Source organism: Streptomyces sp. NPDC091279 (genome assembly GCF_044757465.1).
Lineage (GTDB): Bacteria > Actinomycetota > Actinomycetes > Streptomycetales > Streptomycetaceae > Streptomyces.
Genome location: NZ_JBIVVA010000003.1, coordinates 538,714 through 551,757, shown reverse-complemented (window position 1 = coordinate 551,757; position 13,044 = coordinate 538,714). Strand labels below are relative to the sequence as shown.

15 protein-coding genes are annotated in these 13,044 nt (G+C 69.4%); 6 read left to right on the top strand and 9 right to left on the bottom strand.

The features are described 5' to 3' along the window. Nucleotides 1-87: 87 nt before the first annotated feature. Nucleotides 88-846 (top strand): signal peptidase I, encoded by a 759-nt coding sequence (gene lepB / locus ACIQOU_RS09390; RefSeq protein WP_401535489.1) that lies wholly within the window; start codon nucleotides 88-90, stop codon nucleotides 844-846. On the opposite strand, the gene ACIQOU_RS09385 is transcribed toward lepB, so the two are convergent. Together ACIQOU_RS09385 and ACIQOU_RS09380 are read right to left on the bottom strand one after the other, a co-directional pair. Beyond that, nucleotides 755-1,753: a helix-turn-helix domain-containing protein gene (locus ACIQOU_RS09385; protein WP_401535488.1), complete on the bottom strand. Its 999-nt coding sequence runs from the start codon at nucleotides 1,751-1,753 to the stop codon at nucleotides 755-757. The two genes, lepB and ACIQOU_RS09385, sit on opposite strands and share 92 nt — an antisense overlap. 281 nt (nucleotides 1,754-2,034) lie before the next feature. After that, the gene (locus ACIQOU_RS09380) at nucleotides 2,035-2,505 is read right to left on the bottom strand and encodes an ATP-binding protein (protein WP_401535487.1); all 471 of its coding nucleotides are present in this window, start codon (nucleotides 2,503-2,505) and stop codon (nucleotides 2,035-2,037) included. 156 nt (nucleotides 2,506-2,661) lie between these two features. Here ACIQOU_RS09380 and ACIQOU_RS09375 point away from each other — a divergent pair, with 156 nt between their 5' ends. The 4 genes from ACIQOU_RS09375 (at nucleotide 2,662) to ACIQOU_RS09360 (ending at nucleotide 4,324) form a co-directional block, all read left to right on the top strand. Next, the gene (locus ACIQOU_RS09375; protein ID WP_401535485.1) at nucleotides 2,662-3,537 is read left to right on the top strand and encodes a helix-turn-helix domain-containing protein; all 876 of its coding nucleotides are present in this window, start codon (nucleotides 2,662-2,664) and stop codon (nucleotides 3,535-3,537) included. Further along, a complete protein-coding gene (locus ACIQOU_RS09370; RefSeq protein ID WP_401535484.1) occupies nucleotides 3,534-3,737 on the top strand; it encodes a DUF397 domain-containing protein in 204 nt (67 codons plus the stop codon). The genes ACIQOU_RS09375 and ACIQOU_RS09370 overlap by 4 nt, the downstream gene beginning before the upstream one ends. 177 nt (nucleotides 3,738-3,914) lie before the next feature. Next, nucleotides 3,915-4,118 (top strand): DUF397 domain-containing protein, encoded by a 204-nt coding sequence (locus ACIQOU_RS09365; protein WP_401535483.1) that lies wholly within the window; start codon nucleotides 3,915-3,917, stop codon nucleotides 4,116-4,118. Further along, a complete protein-coding gene (locus ACIQOU_RS09360) occupies nucleotides 4,115-4,324 on the top strand; it encodes a DUF397 domain-containing protein (RefSeq protein WP_401535482.1) in 210 nt (69 codons plus the stop codon). Before ACIQOU_RS09365 ends, ACIQOU_RS09360 begins: the two co-directional genes overlap by 4 nt. Nucleotides 4,325-4,329: 5 nt before the next feature. Here the strand turns inward: ACIQOU_RS09360 and ACIQOU_RS09355 are convergent, their stop codons facing one another. The 3 genes from ACIQOU_RS09355 to ACIQOU_RS09345 all read right to left on the bottom strand — a co-directional run bounded on the left by ACIQOU_RS09355 (nucleotide 4,330) and on the right by ACIQOU_RS09345 (nucleotide 6,718). Beyond that, nucleotides 4,330-5,220, bottom strand: coding sequence for a TIGR03619 family F420-dependent LLM class oxidoreductase (locus ACIQOU_RS09355; RefSeq protein ID WP_401535481.1), 891 nt, complete (start codon nucleotides 5,218-5,220; stop codon nucleotides 4,330-4,332). 60 nt (nucleotides 5,221-5,280) lie between these two features. Beyond that, the gene (locus ACIQOU_RS09350; protein ID WP_401535480.1) at nucleotides 5,281-5,904 is read right to left on the bottom strand and encodes an NADPH-dependent F420 reductase; all 624 of its coding nucleotides are present in this window, start codon (nucleotides 5,902-5,904) and stop codon (nucleotides 5,281-5,283) included. 79 nt (nucleotides 5,905-5,983) lie between these two features. After that, complete coding sequence (locus ACIQOU_RS09345) at nucleotides 5,984-6,718, bottom strand: SDR family NAD(P)-dependent oxidoreductase (RefSeq protein ID WP_401535479.1); 735 nt, start codon at nucleotides 6,716-6,718, stop codon at nucleotides 5,984-5,986. A gap of 338 nt (nucleotides 6,719-7,056) precedes the next feature. On the opposite strand from ACIQOU_RS09345, the gene ACIQOU_RS09340 reads away from it, so the two are divergent. Continuing rightward, nucleotides 7,057-7,647 carry a TetR/AcrR family transcriptional regulator gene (locus ACIQOU_RS09340; RefSeq protein WP_401535478.1) on the top strand — a complete coding sequence of 197 codons (591 nt, stop codon included), beginning with the start codon at nucleotides 7,057-7,059 and terminating at the stop codon, nucleotides 7,645-7,647. Nucleotides 7,648-7,735: 88 nt separating this feature from the next. Here the strand turns inward: ACIQOU_RS09340 and ACIQOU_RS09335 are convergent, their stop codons facing one another. The 4 genes from ACIQOU_RS09335 to ACIQOU_RS09320 all read right to left on the bottom strand — a co-directional run bounded on the left by ACIQOU_RS09335 (nucleotide 7,736) and on the right by ACIQOU_RS09320 (nucleotide 12,887). Next, entirely contained in the window at nucleotides 7,736-7,858 is a 123-nt protein-coding gene (locus ACIQOU_RS09335; RefSeq protein ID WP_401535476.1) for a hypothetical protein, read from the bottom strand. Nucleotides 7,859-8,511: 653 nt separating this feature from the next. Then, nucleotides 8,512-9,915 (bottom strand): LuxR C-terminal-related transcriptional regulator, encoded by a 1,404-nt coding sequence (locus ACIQOU_RS09330; RefSeq protein WP_401535474.1) that lies wholly within the window; start codon nucleotides 9,913-9,915, stop codon nucleotides 8,512-8,514. A 288-nt stretch (nucleotides 9,916-10,203) separates the two neighbouring features. Then, complete coding sequence (locus ACIQOU_RS09325; protein ID WP_401535472.1) at nucleotides 10,204-11,373, bottom strand: nitric oxide synthase oxygenase; 1,170 nt, start codon at nucleotides 11,371-11,373, stop codon at nucleotides 10,204-10,206. Between the two features lie 233 nt (nucleotides 11,374-11,606). After that, nucleotides 11,607-12,887, bottom strand: a complete 1,281-nt coding sequence (locus ACIQOU_RS09320) for a PucR family transcriptional regulator (RefSeq protein WP_401535470.1) — start codon at nucleotides 12,885-12,887, stop codon at nucleotides 11,607-11,609. Nucleotides 12,888-13,044 lie beyond the last annotated feature (157 nt).

Here is a 13,044-nt window from a genome sequence, read left to right as displayed (position 1 = left end):
GTGGTGTGTTGGGAACTTTTGGGGTGGGGGGCTCGTTTCTGTCGCGCGACAGAGTGAATGCTGACGAAACAGACGAGAGGGCCTGCTGTGAACGTGCTCAGCCGGGTGCGGTTCCCCTGGAAGCCGCGCGGTTCGGCGCAGTCCCCCGCTGCGGAGGAAGGCCCGCAGCGGCCGCCGAGACCTTTTTGGAAGGAACTGCCGATCCTGGTCGTGGCCGCCCTGGTGCTGGCGTTGCTGATCAAGACCTTCCTGGTGCAGGCGTTCTCCATCCCTTCGGGTTCGATGGAGGACACGCTGCTGGTCGGGGACCGGGTCCTGGTCGACAAACTCACCCCGCACTTCGGTGACAAGCCGTCGCGCGGCGAGGTCGTCGTCTTCCACGACCCGAGCGACTGGCTGGCGGGTGAGCCCGGTCGGCAGCCCAGCAGCGATCCGATCGTCCGGGGCCTCCAGAACGGGCTGTCGTTCATCGGCCTGATGCCCTCGGCGGATGAGAAGGACCTGATCAAACGGGTCATCGCGGTGGGCGGCGACACGGTCGCCTGCCAGGGCGACGGCCCCGTCTACGTCAACGGCAAGGCCCTGAATGAGCCCTACCTGTACCCGGGAAGCACCCCCTGCGGCGACCGGAACTTCGGCCCGTTGAAGGTTCCGGCCGGCTCGATCTGGGTGATGGGCGACAACCGTCAGCACTCCGCCGACTCCCGGTACCACATGGACGAGTCCGGCGGCGGAGCAGTGCCGGAGAGCAAGGTCATCGGCCGGGCGATCGCGGTGGCCTGGCCTCTCTCGCAGTGGAAGACCCTGCCGATCCCGGACACCTTTCATCAGCTCCGGAGTCAGTGACCGGGGCTACCGGGTGTGTGGGGGCGGCCAGTTGGGCTGTGCAGGGGTGGCAGGTGCCTGGGGTGGGGGAGCGGAAGGCTCGGTCGCAGGAGGTGCAGTTCTGGAGGGGGTGGGTGACGGGGCGGGGAGTCGAGGTGCGGAACGGGGGAAGCGGGGGGAGTTTTTGGGTGAGGCGGTGGGACAGGAAGGCCGCTGGGCGGCGCAGGTCTTCGGGCGGTAGGTCTTCCGACAGGGCGCGGGTCACCGCCGTCGGCGTGAGGTCCCGTTCCAACCAGGCGGCCACCCCTGGAGCCAGGTGTTCCACGTCCGTCGCCGACAGGAACAGGCGTGGTTCGCGGCGGCGCAGGCCTGCCAGGACGTCGGTCGCTGTGGCGAGCAACTCCGGTGCCGGGTAGGTGGGTTGGGGTACCGGGGGGAGGGCTGTTCGGCGTGGGGGGCTGGGGGTTGCGGCTGTTGCGGCTCGGCGGGCCGGGGGTTTGGGGGCCTCGGCCGTTTCCTTCGCTCGGTTCGAACGGCCGGGCTGGTTGCAGGAGATCGTGCGGGTGACGATGCGGCCGTCGGAGATGCGTTCGCGTGGGCGGCGCAGATAGCCGTGGGCTTCCAACTCGCGTAACGCGGCGGCGATGCGGGCCGTGCTCTCCGGGAAGCGAGCCGAGAGCGTCTTGATGTCCACGGGCGTTCCGGCCTGGAGCGACTGGATGTGGACGGCCAACCCGATGGCGAGGCCGGAGAGTTCGGCGTGCTGCGCGAGGTGGTTGCCGATCACCGTGAAGCGGCTGGAGTGCTTGGTGTTGTCGTGGACGACCCCGACCGTGTGCGTGCTCGGCTGAACCGGGCAGCGGGGGTGGTTTTTGCCACTGGTACGCGACTTGGAGTGCGGGTGCACGCTAGTGTTTTGGGTGTCCATCGGGAAGGTACGACTTCCTTGGTGGTCAGGCCCTCGCCAATGGGATGCCAGTCCCGGCGGGGGCCATTGTCTTGTGTGGAGTTGTGCTGCGTCTGTGGAGCTGTGTTGCTTGCGATGAGCGTAGGGCACGCAACAGGGCCTCGATCCACCTCAGTTACACCCCATCACCCGGATGGGCTAACGGTCGCCGGTGCGGTCACCGGTGCGGGTGCCGGTGCCGACGCCTGTTCCGCGGGAGGGAGGGGTGGGGTTTGGTGGGGGTTCTTTCCCTCTGGTGTTTCTTACCTATGACCGTTCAGGGCACCGAAGTTCAGGTTTCCGGGTGCCGGTGAGAGGTCGAGTTCGGCCCACACCGTTTTGAGGGGGAATGGTCCGATTTCCACGCCCCAACGGTCCGACAACGCCTCCACCAGCAGCAGGCCCCGCCCCGACTCCGCCTCGTCCGACGGCACCTGGACGCAGGGGAGTTGCTCGCCGAGGGTGTCGGTGACCTCGACGCGGAGGACGTTGTCGTGGACGGCGAGGGCGAGTCGGAAGTCCCTGCCGGGCACTCGACCGTGGTCGGCGGCGTTCGCGGCGAACTCGGCGATGAGGTGCTGGGCGGTGTCGGTGGTGCGGGGCGGCAGGTCGCGCAGGCGTAGCCACTCCGTGGCGAGGAGCCGGGCGAGTCGGGCACCGCGCGGCGTCGGCGAGAGACGGAGGCTGAAGTGGCCTGCGGGGCGGCGGGGTTGGGTGGAGGTTTTCTGGTTCACGTGACCGAGAGTGGCCGTTCCGGCTTACGGTGCGCCAGTGACGAAGCGGTTGCGTAGGGTCACTGTCCAAGGCTTGTCCAGTGCTGTCCGGGCTGTCTTAACGGGCCTTATGGGTACCGACGTTGCGAAAATGGCGGACCAACGGAGGGACGTGACATGACGGTCGATGACGAGACGGGGCAAGTGAACGACGAGGCGGACGAGCCGGGTTGGGAGGTGGACCCGGACGACGCGTGGGGGCTGGCGGTGCTTGAGGCTCTCGGGCGCCAGCTGAGGATGCAGCGCGAGCAGGCGGGCATCAAGGCCGCCACGTTCGGCCGGGCCATCGGGTACGGCGAGGCCATGGTCTACAAGGTCGAGGGCGGCCGGCGGATTCCCAAGCAGGCCTACCTGCTCAACTCCGACAAGGTCCTGAAGGCCAACGGGGTCGTCGCGGCGATGTGGGAGGACTTCAGCAAGATCCGGTACCCGAAGACCATTCGGAGACTGACCGAATTGGAGGCGCGAGCGGTTGAGCTCCAACTGTACGATCCGCTGACCGTGCACGGATTGCTACAGACACCTGAGTACGCGCGTGCGTTGTTCCAGATGCGACGGCCCGCCTACTCAGCGGAGCAAGTCGAGGATGCTGTGGCTGCACGGATGGCCCGGAGAGCCGCCTTCGAGCGGAGCCCCGCACCTGAGCTGAGTTTTGTCCAGGACGAGTGGACTCTTCGGCGGTGTCTGGGGGGAAAGTTGGTGCTGCGTCGACAGCTCGAACACCTGCTTGTAGTGGGGCAGATGAGCAACGTCGAGATCCAGATCATGCCGATGGACCGTGAGGAGCACGCCGGCGTGGACGGGGGGATCGAGGTACTGAAGTTCAGCGATGGAACCGCTACCGGGCGCTCGCCGGGGATTTTTAACGGCCGTCCCGTTTCGGAGCCGAAGCAACTCCGTATCCTGGAGCTGCGATTTGGCATCGTCCGGGCGCAGGCTCTCACGCCGAGGGAGTCGACAGGCCACATTGAGCAATTGCTGGGAGAGACATGATGCGCAACGCCCCCATGGGGAAAGCTGCCGAGCTGGACTGGTTCAAGAGTAGCTACAGCAGCGGCGCCGAGGCCGACTCCTGCGTGGAAGTCGCCACTGCTCCCGGCACCGTTCACGTCCGTGACTCCAAGAACGTCGAGGGGCCTCGCTTCGCCGTTGCCCTGACCGCGTGGACGGACTTCCTGCAACTCCTTGGCTGACGGCGGTTCTTAGGCTCTGTGCCGGGGCGCGGCATGGCAGCGAGGCCAACTCGGCTGTCGTGATTGCTACTTCCCCCCGGCGCGGTGCATGTGCGTGACTCCTAGTACGCGGAGGGCGCTCGCCTCGTCGTTGGCGCGGGCGCCCAGGTCGGACTTCGTTCGAGCGACGGGAGAGTCATGAGCGGCAAGCCCATCTCCGGAGACGCCTCCAAGTTGGCGTGGTTCAAGAGCAGTTACAGCGGGGGGACGTGCGGTGAGTCCTGCGTGGAGGTTGCTGTCGTGCCGGGCACGGTGCATGTGCGGGACTCCAAGGTCGTTGACGGGCCTCGGTTCGCGGTGGCCTCCGCTGCGTGGGCGGGTTTCGTGCGGGTGCTGGGATGACCGGCGTCCAGCAGACCAGTGCCGGGGGTGCTGCCCAACTGGCCTGGTTCAAGAGCAGTTACAGCAGCGGGCCCAATGGGGAGACCTGCGTGGAGGTCGCCGTTGTGCCCGGTGCGGTGCATGTGCGGGACTCCAAGGATGTCGGCGGGCCTCGGTTCGTCGTTGGTGCGGTTGCGTGGGGTGGCTTTCTGCGGCTGGTTGGCTGACGGCGTCACAACTGGTCGGTGTGTGCGATCAGTTGGGCGGCGAAGTCCAGCAGTTGGGTGAGGTCGGGGAATGGTGCGAAGGCGTCCACGAATGCCTCGTCCGCACCGGATTCCGCGATGCGCTTGAGCTTGTCGGCCAGCGACTCGACGGACGTGCCCGGTTCGACGTTGATCCGTATGGCCTTCTTCAGCGCGGCGGGATCGCGGCCAGCCTCCTGCGCCGCCTCGCACGCGAGCGACCACAAGCGGTCGGCGACCTCGTCCGGCAGGAAATCGACCCCGAGCCAGCCGGTGCCGCTGCGGCCCACCCGGCGCATCGCGGCCTCGCTGGTGCCGCCGATCCACAGGGGCGGTCCGCCCGTCTGCACCGGTCGCAGGTCGGCGTGGACCGGCGGCAGTGAGAAGAACTCGCTGTCCCAGGAGACCGGGTTGGTCGTCCACCACGCGTGCAGGAACGCCAGCACGTCATCGAGCATCCGCCCGCGCCGGTGCCAGTCCGCGCTGCGGGAGATGTCGTGCTCGTCCTTCATCCAGCCGAGTCCCACGCCGACTTCGAGGCGGCCGTCGCTGAGCACGTCGAGCGTGGTCAGCGTCCGGGCCAGGTGCGGCGGCTCCCAGTAGAAGGTGCTGAGCGTGCTGGCGTTCAGCCGCACCCGGCGGGTCGCCGTCGCGGCGACGGTCCACAGCAGCACCGGATCGAGGTAACGCCTCATCTGCGGCGGATACGGCTGCTCCTTGCCCGGATAGACGCTGTGCATGTCGACCGGCTGGACCAGGCGATCGCCGACCCACAACGTGTCGTAGCCGAGATCCTCGATCCCCCGGCAGAACGTGCTCAGGCCCGCCGCGCCACTGATGGCGGGCCCGATGAGGGGAAGTGCGAAACCGAGCTTCATGGCGAGCCCCTTCGGTGTTCCGTGGCGGCGTTCCGTTTCGGGTTCCGTCAACCGGGTTGGTCAGGCGGGGAGTTCGGTGATGCCGAGAGCGAAGTCCAGGTTGCCGACCCCGTGGTTGGCGAGGCCCACCGTGACCACGCCCGCTCCCTCCAGCCAGTGCGCCATCGCCAGGCCGCCGACATCCAACGGGCGCATCCCGAGGCTCTCGACGAACGCCTCCACCCTCGCCTTGGCGTGCGCGTCGTCGCCGGCGAGGAAGACGTCGGGTCGGCCCTTCTCCAGGACGTGGCGGAAAACCGTGTTGAACGCCTTCACCACGCTCGCGCTCGCCGGGGCGGCCTTGGCGACCTCCCGCGCGATCGAGGTCTGCTCGCGGTGGGCCAGCCCGTCGAAGGCGGAGTTGAAGGGGTTGCTGATGTCGACGATGACCTTGCCCGCGAGGGCGTCGCCGTACTGGGCGACGGTCGGCACGACGCCGTCGTGCAGCAGGGCCACGATGACGATGTCCCCGGCCGGGGCGGTGCCCCATGCGCCCGCCGTGGTGCCGCCGCCGAGATCCTGGGCCAGGGCGGTGGCCTTGGACTGATCGCGGCCGATGACCTCGACGGCGTTGCCTCCGGTTATCGCCCGTGCGCCGAGGGTGCGGGCCATGTTGCCGGTGCCGATGATGCTGATGCTGCTCATGAGGTGTCCTGACCTGGTGGGTGGTGGGTGGTGGGTGGTGGGTGGTGGGTGGTGGGTGGTGGGTCGTGGGCGGGCTGGTTCAGATGGCGGTGGTGCCGCCGTCGGCGACGAGTTCCATGCCGTTGACGTAACTGGAGTCGTCGGAGGCGAGGAAGAGCGCGGCGGTGGCGATCTCCTCGGGGCTGCCCATCCGGCCCCGGGGAATGAGGGACTCGAACTGGCGCTTGGTGGCCTCGTCGAAGAGTTCCGCCTGCTTGGCGGTGGCGACCTGGCCGGGGGTCAGGACGTTGACGCGGATGCGGCGGTCCTTGAGTTCGTTGAGCCAGACGCGGGCCCAGGCCTGCTGGACGGCCTTGCTGCCCGCGTAGACGCTCCAGCCGGGGAAGGCGCCGAGGGAGGCGTTGGAGCCGGTCATGAGGATGGAGCCGCCGTCGTTGAAGAGCGGCAGGGCCTTCTGGACGGTGAACAGGGTGCCGCGCGCGTTGAGCCCGAACCAGGTGTCGAACTGGGCCTCGGTGATCTCGCCGAGCAGGGCGGGTTCGCCGCCTCCGGCGCTGGCCCACAGCACGTCGAGGCTGCCCTTCTCCCGCTTGACGGTGTCGAACAGGCGGTCCAGGTCGGCCAGATCGGCGGCGTCGCCCTGCACGCCGGTGACGTTGCGGCCGATCTGCCGCACGGCCTCGTCCAGGGCGTCCTGGCGGCGGCCGGTGAGGAAGACGTGCGCTCCCTCGTCGACGAACAGCTTCGCGCCGGCCAGCGCCATGCCGGTGGTGCCGCCGGTGATGACCGCGACCTTGCCGTCGAGCTTTCCCATGATCATTCCCTTGAGTCGGTGGTGCCGGGTGCGTGTGTGGGTGAGTGGGTGGGCGTGAGTGCGTGTGCGTGAGTGGGTGGGCGTGAGTGGGTTCGTGTGAGTGGGTGGTGCCGGGTGCGTGAGCCGGTGGTGCTGTGTGCGTGAGTCGGTGGTGCCGGTTCATGAGGCGGTGGTGCCGGGATCATGAGGCGGTGGTGCCGGGATCATGAGGCGGTCGTGCTGGGTGCGCCTGGGGTGGCAGATTTATGTGCACCGACCTGTTTACTTAACGTACGGGGTGGGAGGCTGAGGCGCAACTATGTACACCGGTCGTTACCTCGCTCGGTTACGATGGGCCCATGACGGAGTTGGAGAAGGGCCCCACGGGCAGCCGCCGCGGCCGGGGTGCCCGCGAGCGCATCCTCAGCGCGTCCCAGCGGCTCTTCCGCGAACAGGGCATCAACCGCACCGGCATGAACGAGCTGTGCGCGGCCGCCGAGGTCTCCAAGCGCACCGCCTACCAGCACTTCACCGGCAAGGACGAACTCGTCGCCGAGTACCTGCGCCGGTTCGACCCCGCCGTGCTGTCCGGCGTGTTCGACCGCCCCGACCTCACGCCCCGCGAACGGCTCCTCGCCGCCTTCGACATCGACCCCGGCACCCCGCTGTGCCCCTACATCGCGGCCGCCGTGGAGCTTCACGACCCCGAGCACCCCGCGTCCCAGTACGCGCGCGACTACAAGAAGGCCGTCGCCGCCCGGCTCGCCGACACCGCCCGCGAAGCCGGTGCCGCCGACCCCGAGCAACTCGGCGAGCAACTCGCCCTGCTCCTCGACGGCGCCGCCGCCCGCACCCGCGTCCTCAACGCCGACGCCTTCCCCGCCGCCGCCGCCATCGCCGCCGTCCTGATCGACAACGCCGTCTCCGCTGCTGCGGGGGGCGACGGCTGAGGGGGAAGCGTTGAGGTGGCCGTCTCGCCGCCTCGCCGTCTCGCCGGGTTGCCGGGTCCGGCGAGGGGTAACTCGGTTCGCCGTTGGGTCAGTTCGTGCGGACGAAGTTGATCTCGACCGACGCCAAGAACTGCTCGACGCCGACGCACTGCCAGCCGACCGCTTCCACGGACCGGATGATCAGGTCGATCTCCTTACGGATCTTCCTCATCGTGATTCCTCGGACGTCCACGTCGAAACCGGCGCAGAAAGTGAAGTCGCCCCGCGCGTGAGAAGCTCGCGCGTCCGCGACCAGTTTTTGCATACGTAACGCATGGATCAGACCCATGTCTCTCCCCGTAGTTGATCCGACCAGGGGGAGCGCAGGGTGGTCGATCCTCGCGAGAATCCTGGGCCCAACAGCCCTGCGATCCTGCGTACCCCCTACTGGAGTATCGACAGGAACCGCCCCGGTCATTCACGGATCGCGAAGACCACGCCCGCCTCAACTCCCTTGCGGCGTCAGGGAGGAGGTCGTGCGACCCGTTGTCGAGTGTCGGCGCCGGTGGGTGTCGTCGCCCGGCTCGGCCCGGGTCGGTGGGGCGGCGAGCTTTCCGATCGGCCGCCCTGCCCGCCACGCCCCCCCCGTGCGCACGCACGTCGCTGCCGGGGTGCGGTGGACCGCACCCCGGCAGCGGGGCCCGACGACGGTCGGGGTCTTTCTCGGGCGTCTGGACGAGCACTACTGCGCAGGTGCTCGGCGGGACGCCGCCGTCTCAATCATCAGTGGAGGTAGCGCATGTCGTGCCTCCTTTCCCTTGAGCGATGACATCACTTTATTGCGGGAACGGGACCGCCCATAAGGTGGTCGGTCGGAAGCCTTTCTCACGCTCCCTTTCTGATTCTCGGCAAGAGCGAAGAGGGCTCGCCCGGCGTGTTTGTGTACGCATCTCGCGGGAATACTCGGGAGAGTTGTGTACGGGAGCTGATATTCAGGGTGCTGAATATCTTGTTGAGGTGGTAGCTCACCGTGTGCGGGGAGACGCCGAGCCTCCTGGCCACCTGCTGGTTGGTCAATCCCTGCGCCACCATCGAGGCCACCAGCGTCTGCTTGGCGGTCAAGAGGTGAAGGATCTGCGCGGACTCCGGCTGCTGTTCCGTCGGGAGGGCGGCGGGGCCCGCGGATTCCGTGTCGCATTCCCGCAGCGCCTGTTGCAGGAGAACGTTGGTGAAGGCGATCCGGCCCTCGTGGTCCTGCCGCACCACGCCGGCCCGCACGACCTCGTCGATCAGCGGCCGGACGGCCACCGGCATCGTCCCGAACGACCGCACCAGGTGCTCGACCGTGCACCCGTCGGGCTGCGACGCCGCCACGTGGAGCAGCGACTGCGCCGGTGCGGGCAACGGCTTGAGCGCGTTGGCGCAGGCGAGAATCAGCCGTTTCGGAAGCCCGGCGCGGGTGAGGGTGGCGCGGGTGCCGGTGATCTCGACCCGCCCCTCCTCCTGGAGCCCGCGCATCAGTTCGACCGCGAGAGACGGCACGCCCCCGGTCTGTTTCAGCAGGTCAGCGAGGTCCGGGTCCGGCTCGGCGCCCAGCAGATCGGCCGCCAGCGCCAGAAGCGCGTCGTCGTCCAGCGGGCCCAACTGGATTTCGGCCAGGTCGAATCCGCACATGCGCGCCATCGACCGGGTCCCGGTCCCGGAGGAATCACTCGCCGGAACCAGGATGCACAGCGGTGGCCTGGGCCGATTGCGTTCGGCGGCCAGGACGAGGAGCAGGAACTGCTCCCATGGCTGGATGTCTTCGAGGACGACCAGGGTCGGGGTGGCGTGCGAGGTGGTGAGGGCGGAGGCGCCGTCCGGGGTGGGTGACCCGTTGTCGGCCGGGGTGGGGGACCCGTCACCGGCCGGTGCGGCCGGTGTGCCGGTGCCCGCAGGGGTGGGTGCGCCCGGGTCGTGAGAGGCGGGTGCGCCCGTGTCGTCGGAGGTGCGTGCGCCCGTGCTGTCAGGAGTGAACGCGCCCGTGCCGTCGGGACCGGGCGCGGCCGTGCCGTCCGTGGCGGGCGCGTCCGTGCCGGTCGGGTCGGGGGTGCGGCCCGACCATTCCGTGTGGAATCCCTCAGCCTCCGCGAGGGCGATGAATTCCGACAGAACTCGCCTTTTTCCGATTCCTGTCGGACCGGTGAGGACGACGAGTGGATTCCGGCCCGCTCTGAAACCGGCGAGGGCGTCGGAGAAAACCGTCAGCTCACTGCTCCGGCCCCTCAGTACGGGCGTCTTCTGCTGCACGTTTCCTGCCTTCCCTGCATCGATCACCGCAGTGCGTCACCTGTGCCCCGGCTGTACCTTTCAGGTCGGTACAGCCGGTTTTCAGGTGTGCGGACGCCGCCCCCCGACTCGCTTAGGTGCCGGGCGGCGGACCCCTTCTAGGGATTCGATGAGGAATCTATGGCAGCTTCGATTAAAAGTTCAAGGACGCTGTGGCCCAGGGCTGAAGTATGAGTCGCACGTCACGATGTCGCGGCACAACCCCTATACCCTTACGGCACCCCCTATTTCGGAATGCGGATTTTTTGTTCAAGAAGAACGCGGCCCTTCTTCGTCCGCTGCCGCCGCCCTGATCGTCAGATGCGGGCAGCGCCCCCGCGCCCGCGCCGTCGCCTCCTCGTCCAACTGGAAGTCCGGACGGAGGTCGCCGTCGTCGTAATAGCGGTGGAAGACCGGCGTCAGGCCCCCGGACATCGGCGGCACGATCCACGACCAGTCGGCCGGCACCGGGCGGTCGGCCTTCTCCTCCCGCTCGATGTGCTGGAGGAAACGCCGCGACTCGGTGTGGTGGTCGGACATCCGCACGCCCGCCTCCCGGAACGAGTGCAGGACGGCGACGTTGATCTCCAGCAGCGCCCGGTCCCGCCAGAGCCCGGCCTCGTCGCCGGTGTTCAGGCCGAGCCGCTCCGCGACCAGCGGCAGCAGGTCGTAACGGTCCGGGTCGACCAGGTTGCGCGCCCCGATCTCGGTGCCCATGTACCAGCCGTTGAACGGCGCCAGCGGATAGTCGATCCCGCCGATCCGCATCCGCATGTTGGAGATCGCCGGTACCGCGTACCAGCGCAGGCCCAGACCGGCGAACCACGCGTGGTCGGGGTGGGTCAGCGGCACCTCCAGGATCGCGTCCCCGGGGATGTCGAACATCCGGGGTTCGCCGCCGTGCGCGCCGATGACCAGCGGCAGCATGTCGAACGGCGTTCCGGCGCCGGTCCAGCCCAGCCGCTTCACCAGGTCGGTGAAGTCCACGTTCCCGCGGTCGCCGACGACTGTCCCGTCCACCCCGCGGTGCCCCGCGTACCCGAGCAGCTGGCCGTTCCACACCCGGGGCGCGGGGCGGCCCGGCGCGTCCGGCGCGAACACCGTCATGAAGGGCCGCACCCGGCCGTTCGCGGTGGCCCCGCGCAGATGCTCCACCAGGTGACGGTGGATCAACTCCGGTTCCGTCACCTGCCGTTGGTCCACCACGCGCAGACTGTTCCAGTACAGCCGCCCGATGCAGCGCTTGCTGTTGCGCCAGGCCACCCGGGCGCCGAACTCCAGCTCGCGCGGGGTGTGCCAGTAGGTGCCCGTCTCGTAGATCTCCCGCTGCACGCGCTCAAGGCGCAGGCGCAACGGCTGTGCCTGGTCGGGGTTCTCGTGGTGGAAGAGGGACAGGAACTCCTTGGCCTCGGCGGGGTCGGCCGGGTTGATGTGCGCCACGGTCGGGCGGCGCCGCGCGGACCCGGCCGACGGCCCCGAGGGGAGACCCGTAGGGGTACCCGGGAGCGGGGCCGGGGGTGGACCCGGGAGGGGGCCCGGTGATGGCTCTCGGCGGGTACGGGTACCGGGTACCGGCTGGAGAGGGTGCGGGGTGGCGCGGGCGGCCGGGCGCGGCGCGGGAAGCGGGGACGAGTGCGGGGAGGAGTGGGGGGCGGGGTGGGGGGACGCCATGGTTAGTCCTCGGGCAGGGGCCGTTGCGGCCAGTTCAGGGCGCGGGCGCCGCGCAGGGCCGCCTCCAGCACGAACCGCTGTGCCGGGACGTTGACGTCATGGCCGGTCAGCGCCTGCACCCGGGCCAGCCGGTAGGTCACGGCGCGCACACTGAGGTGCAGGGCCTCGGCCGCCCTGGTCGACGTACAGCCGACGGCGAAGTAGGTCTCCAGGGTGTCCAGTAGGGGTGCCGGACCCTGCCGGGCCTTGGTCAGGGGCGTCAGGACGGACGCGACCAGGTCCCGGATGGCCGTGTGGTCCCGGACCAGCACCCGGCGCAGCAGCAGATCCGAGGCATAGGGGTCGAGGGCGTCCGCACCCGTGTGCAGCCCGAACTCCAGTGCCTCGCAGGCCTCTTGGTAGGAGGCGCGGAGACCGGGGCCACCCGCCCGGGGCCGCCCGAGCGCGATCCGCAGACCCGGCGCGTGCTGCCGGACCGGCCGCAGCGCCCGCTCGACGCTCCTGGCGACGGCCCGGCAGGCCGCGCTCCCCGTCGACGGCGCCGTCGGGACGAGCGCCACCACGGTGTCCTCGTAGGGCGCGACCAGGCAGGTGCGGGCGCCGGGGGCGCGGCCCACGTTCTGGAGGGCCCGGACCACCTGCTCGACGGCCGGACGGCTCTGCCCGCCGGTCACGACCACCGCGAACTCGACCCCTAGGGGGAACCCCACCTGGGCGGCCCGGCCCGCGAGTTCGTATGCCGGGATACGGTCCGCCAGCAGGTCGACCAGGAACCACGCCCGGCTCCGGTCGTCGGGGCCAGGGGCGCCGGGGTCGTCGTCCTCGTACCCCGAGATCAGGGCCGCCAGCGCCCGCTCCGACGCCACCCGCAGCGCCGCCGCCGGGTCGTGCCGCAACCCCGGCGGACCATGGTGATGCTGGTCGTGCTGGAGCCGCGAGAGCCGGTAACAGATGTCGGTCGCCTCCGCCGTGCAGTGCTTGACCACCAGATGCAGCGGAACGGCGGACCGTGCGCACGCCCGGCCGAGGGCGCGGCCGACCCGGGTGTCGGCGGCGGACGGGGGCGTTCCCGCGACCGCCGTGTTCAGGAGCATGCGGGCGTAGTGGGCGATCGCCGCGTCGAGCGGGTCACCGGAGCCGTTCCCGGAACTGTCGGCGGAGCCGTCCGTGGGGCTGCCGAGGGGGCTGCCGGCGGGGCTTGTGACGGGACTGGCGGCGGTACTGCCCGTGGTGCCGTCCGGCCGCGGGACACCGACGAGGTCGGGGGCGGTCGCATCGGACATCGCGTCAGGGGTTCCCCCAGGGGTCGCGTGAGGGGCTGTCGCGACAGGGGTCTTCTGACTTTTTTCCCATAACGGGGACGGGCCACCGAACAAAGCGGTGAGTGATGCTTCGCCGACCAACAACGTGGCCTCCTGGATCGATTCTCGTGGTCCCCGC

Excerpts from the sequence above, each read along its gene's own strand:
- ACIQOU_RS09350 (WP_401535480.1), bottom strand. The coding sequence starts at position 5,904 with ATGAGCAGCATCAGCATCATCGGCACCGGCAACATGGCCCGCACCCTC.
- ACIQOU_RS09335 (WP_401535476.1), bottom strand. The coding sequence starts at position 7,858 with ATGAGGAAGATCCGTAAGGAGATCGACCTGATCATCCGGTCCGTGGAA.
- ACIQOU_RS09375 (WP_401535485.1), top strand. The coding sequence starts at position 2,662 with ATGACGGTCGATGACGAGACGGGGCAAGTGAACGACGAGGCGGACGAG.
- ACIQOU_RS09340 (WP_401535478.1), top strand. The coding sequence starts at position 7,057 with ATGACGGAGTTGGAGAAGGGCCCCACGGGCAGCCGCCGCGGCCGGGGT.
- ACIQOU_RS09385 (WP_401535488.1), bottom strand. The coding sequence starts at position 1,753 with ATGGACACCCAAAACACTAGCGTGCACCCGCACTCCAAGTCGCGTACC.
- ACIQOU_RS09355 (WP_401535481.1), bottom strand. The coding sequence starts at position 5,220 with ATGAAGCTCGGTTTCGCACTTCCCCTCATCGGGCCCGCCATCAGTGGC.
- ACIQOU_RS09365 (WP_401535483.1), top strand. The coding sequence starts at position 3,915 with ATGAGCGGCAAGCCCATCTCCGGAGACGCCTCCAAGTTGGCGTGGTTC.
- ACIQOU_RS09320 (WP_401535470.1), bottom strand. The coding sequence starts at position 12,887 with ATGTCCGATGCGACCGCCCCCGACCTCGTCGGTGTCCCGCGGCCGGAC.
- ACIQOU_RS09345 (WP_401535479.1), bottom strand. The coding sequence starts at position 6,718 with ATGGGAAAGCTCGACGGCAAGGTCGCGGTCATCACCGGCGGCACCACC.
- ACIQOU_RS09360 (WP_401535482.1), top strand. The coding sequence starts at position 4,115 with ATGACCGGCGTCCAGCAGACCAGTGCCGGGGGTGCTGCCCAACTGGCC.
- ACIQOU_RS09370 (WP_401535484.1), top strand. The coding sequence starts at position 3,534 with ATGATGCGCAACGCCCCCATGGGGAAAGCTGCCGAGCTGGACTGGTTC.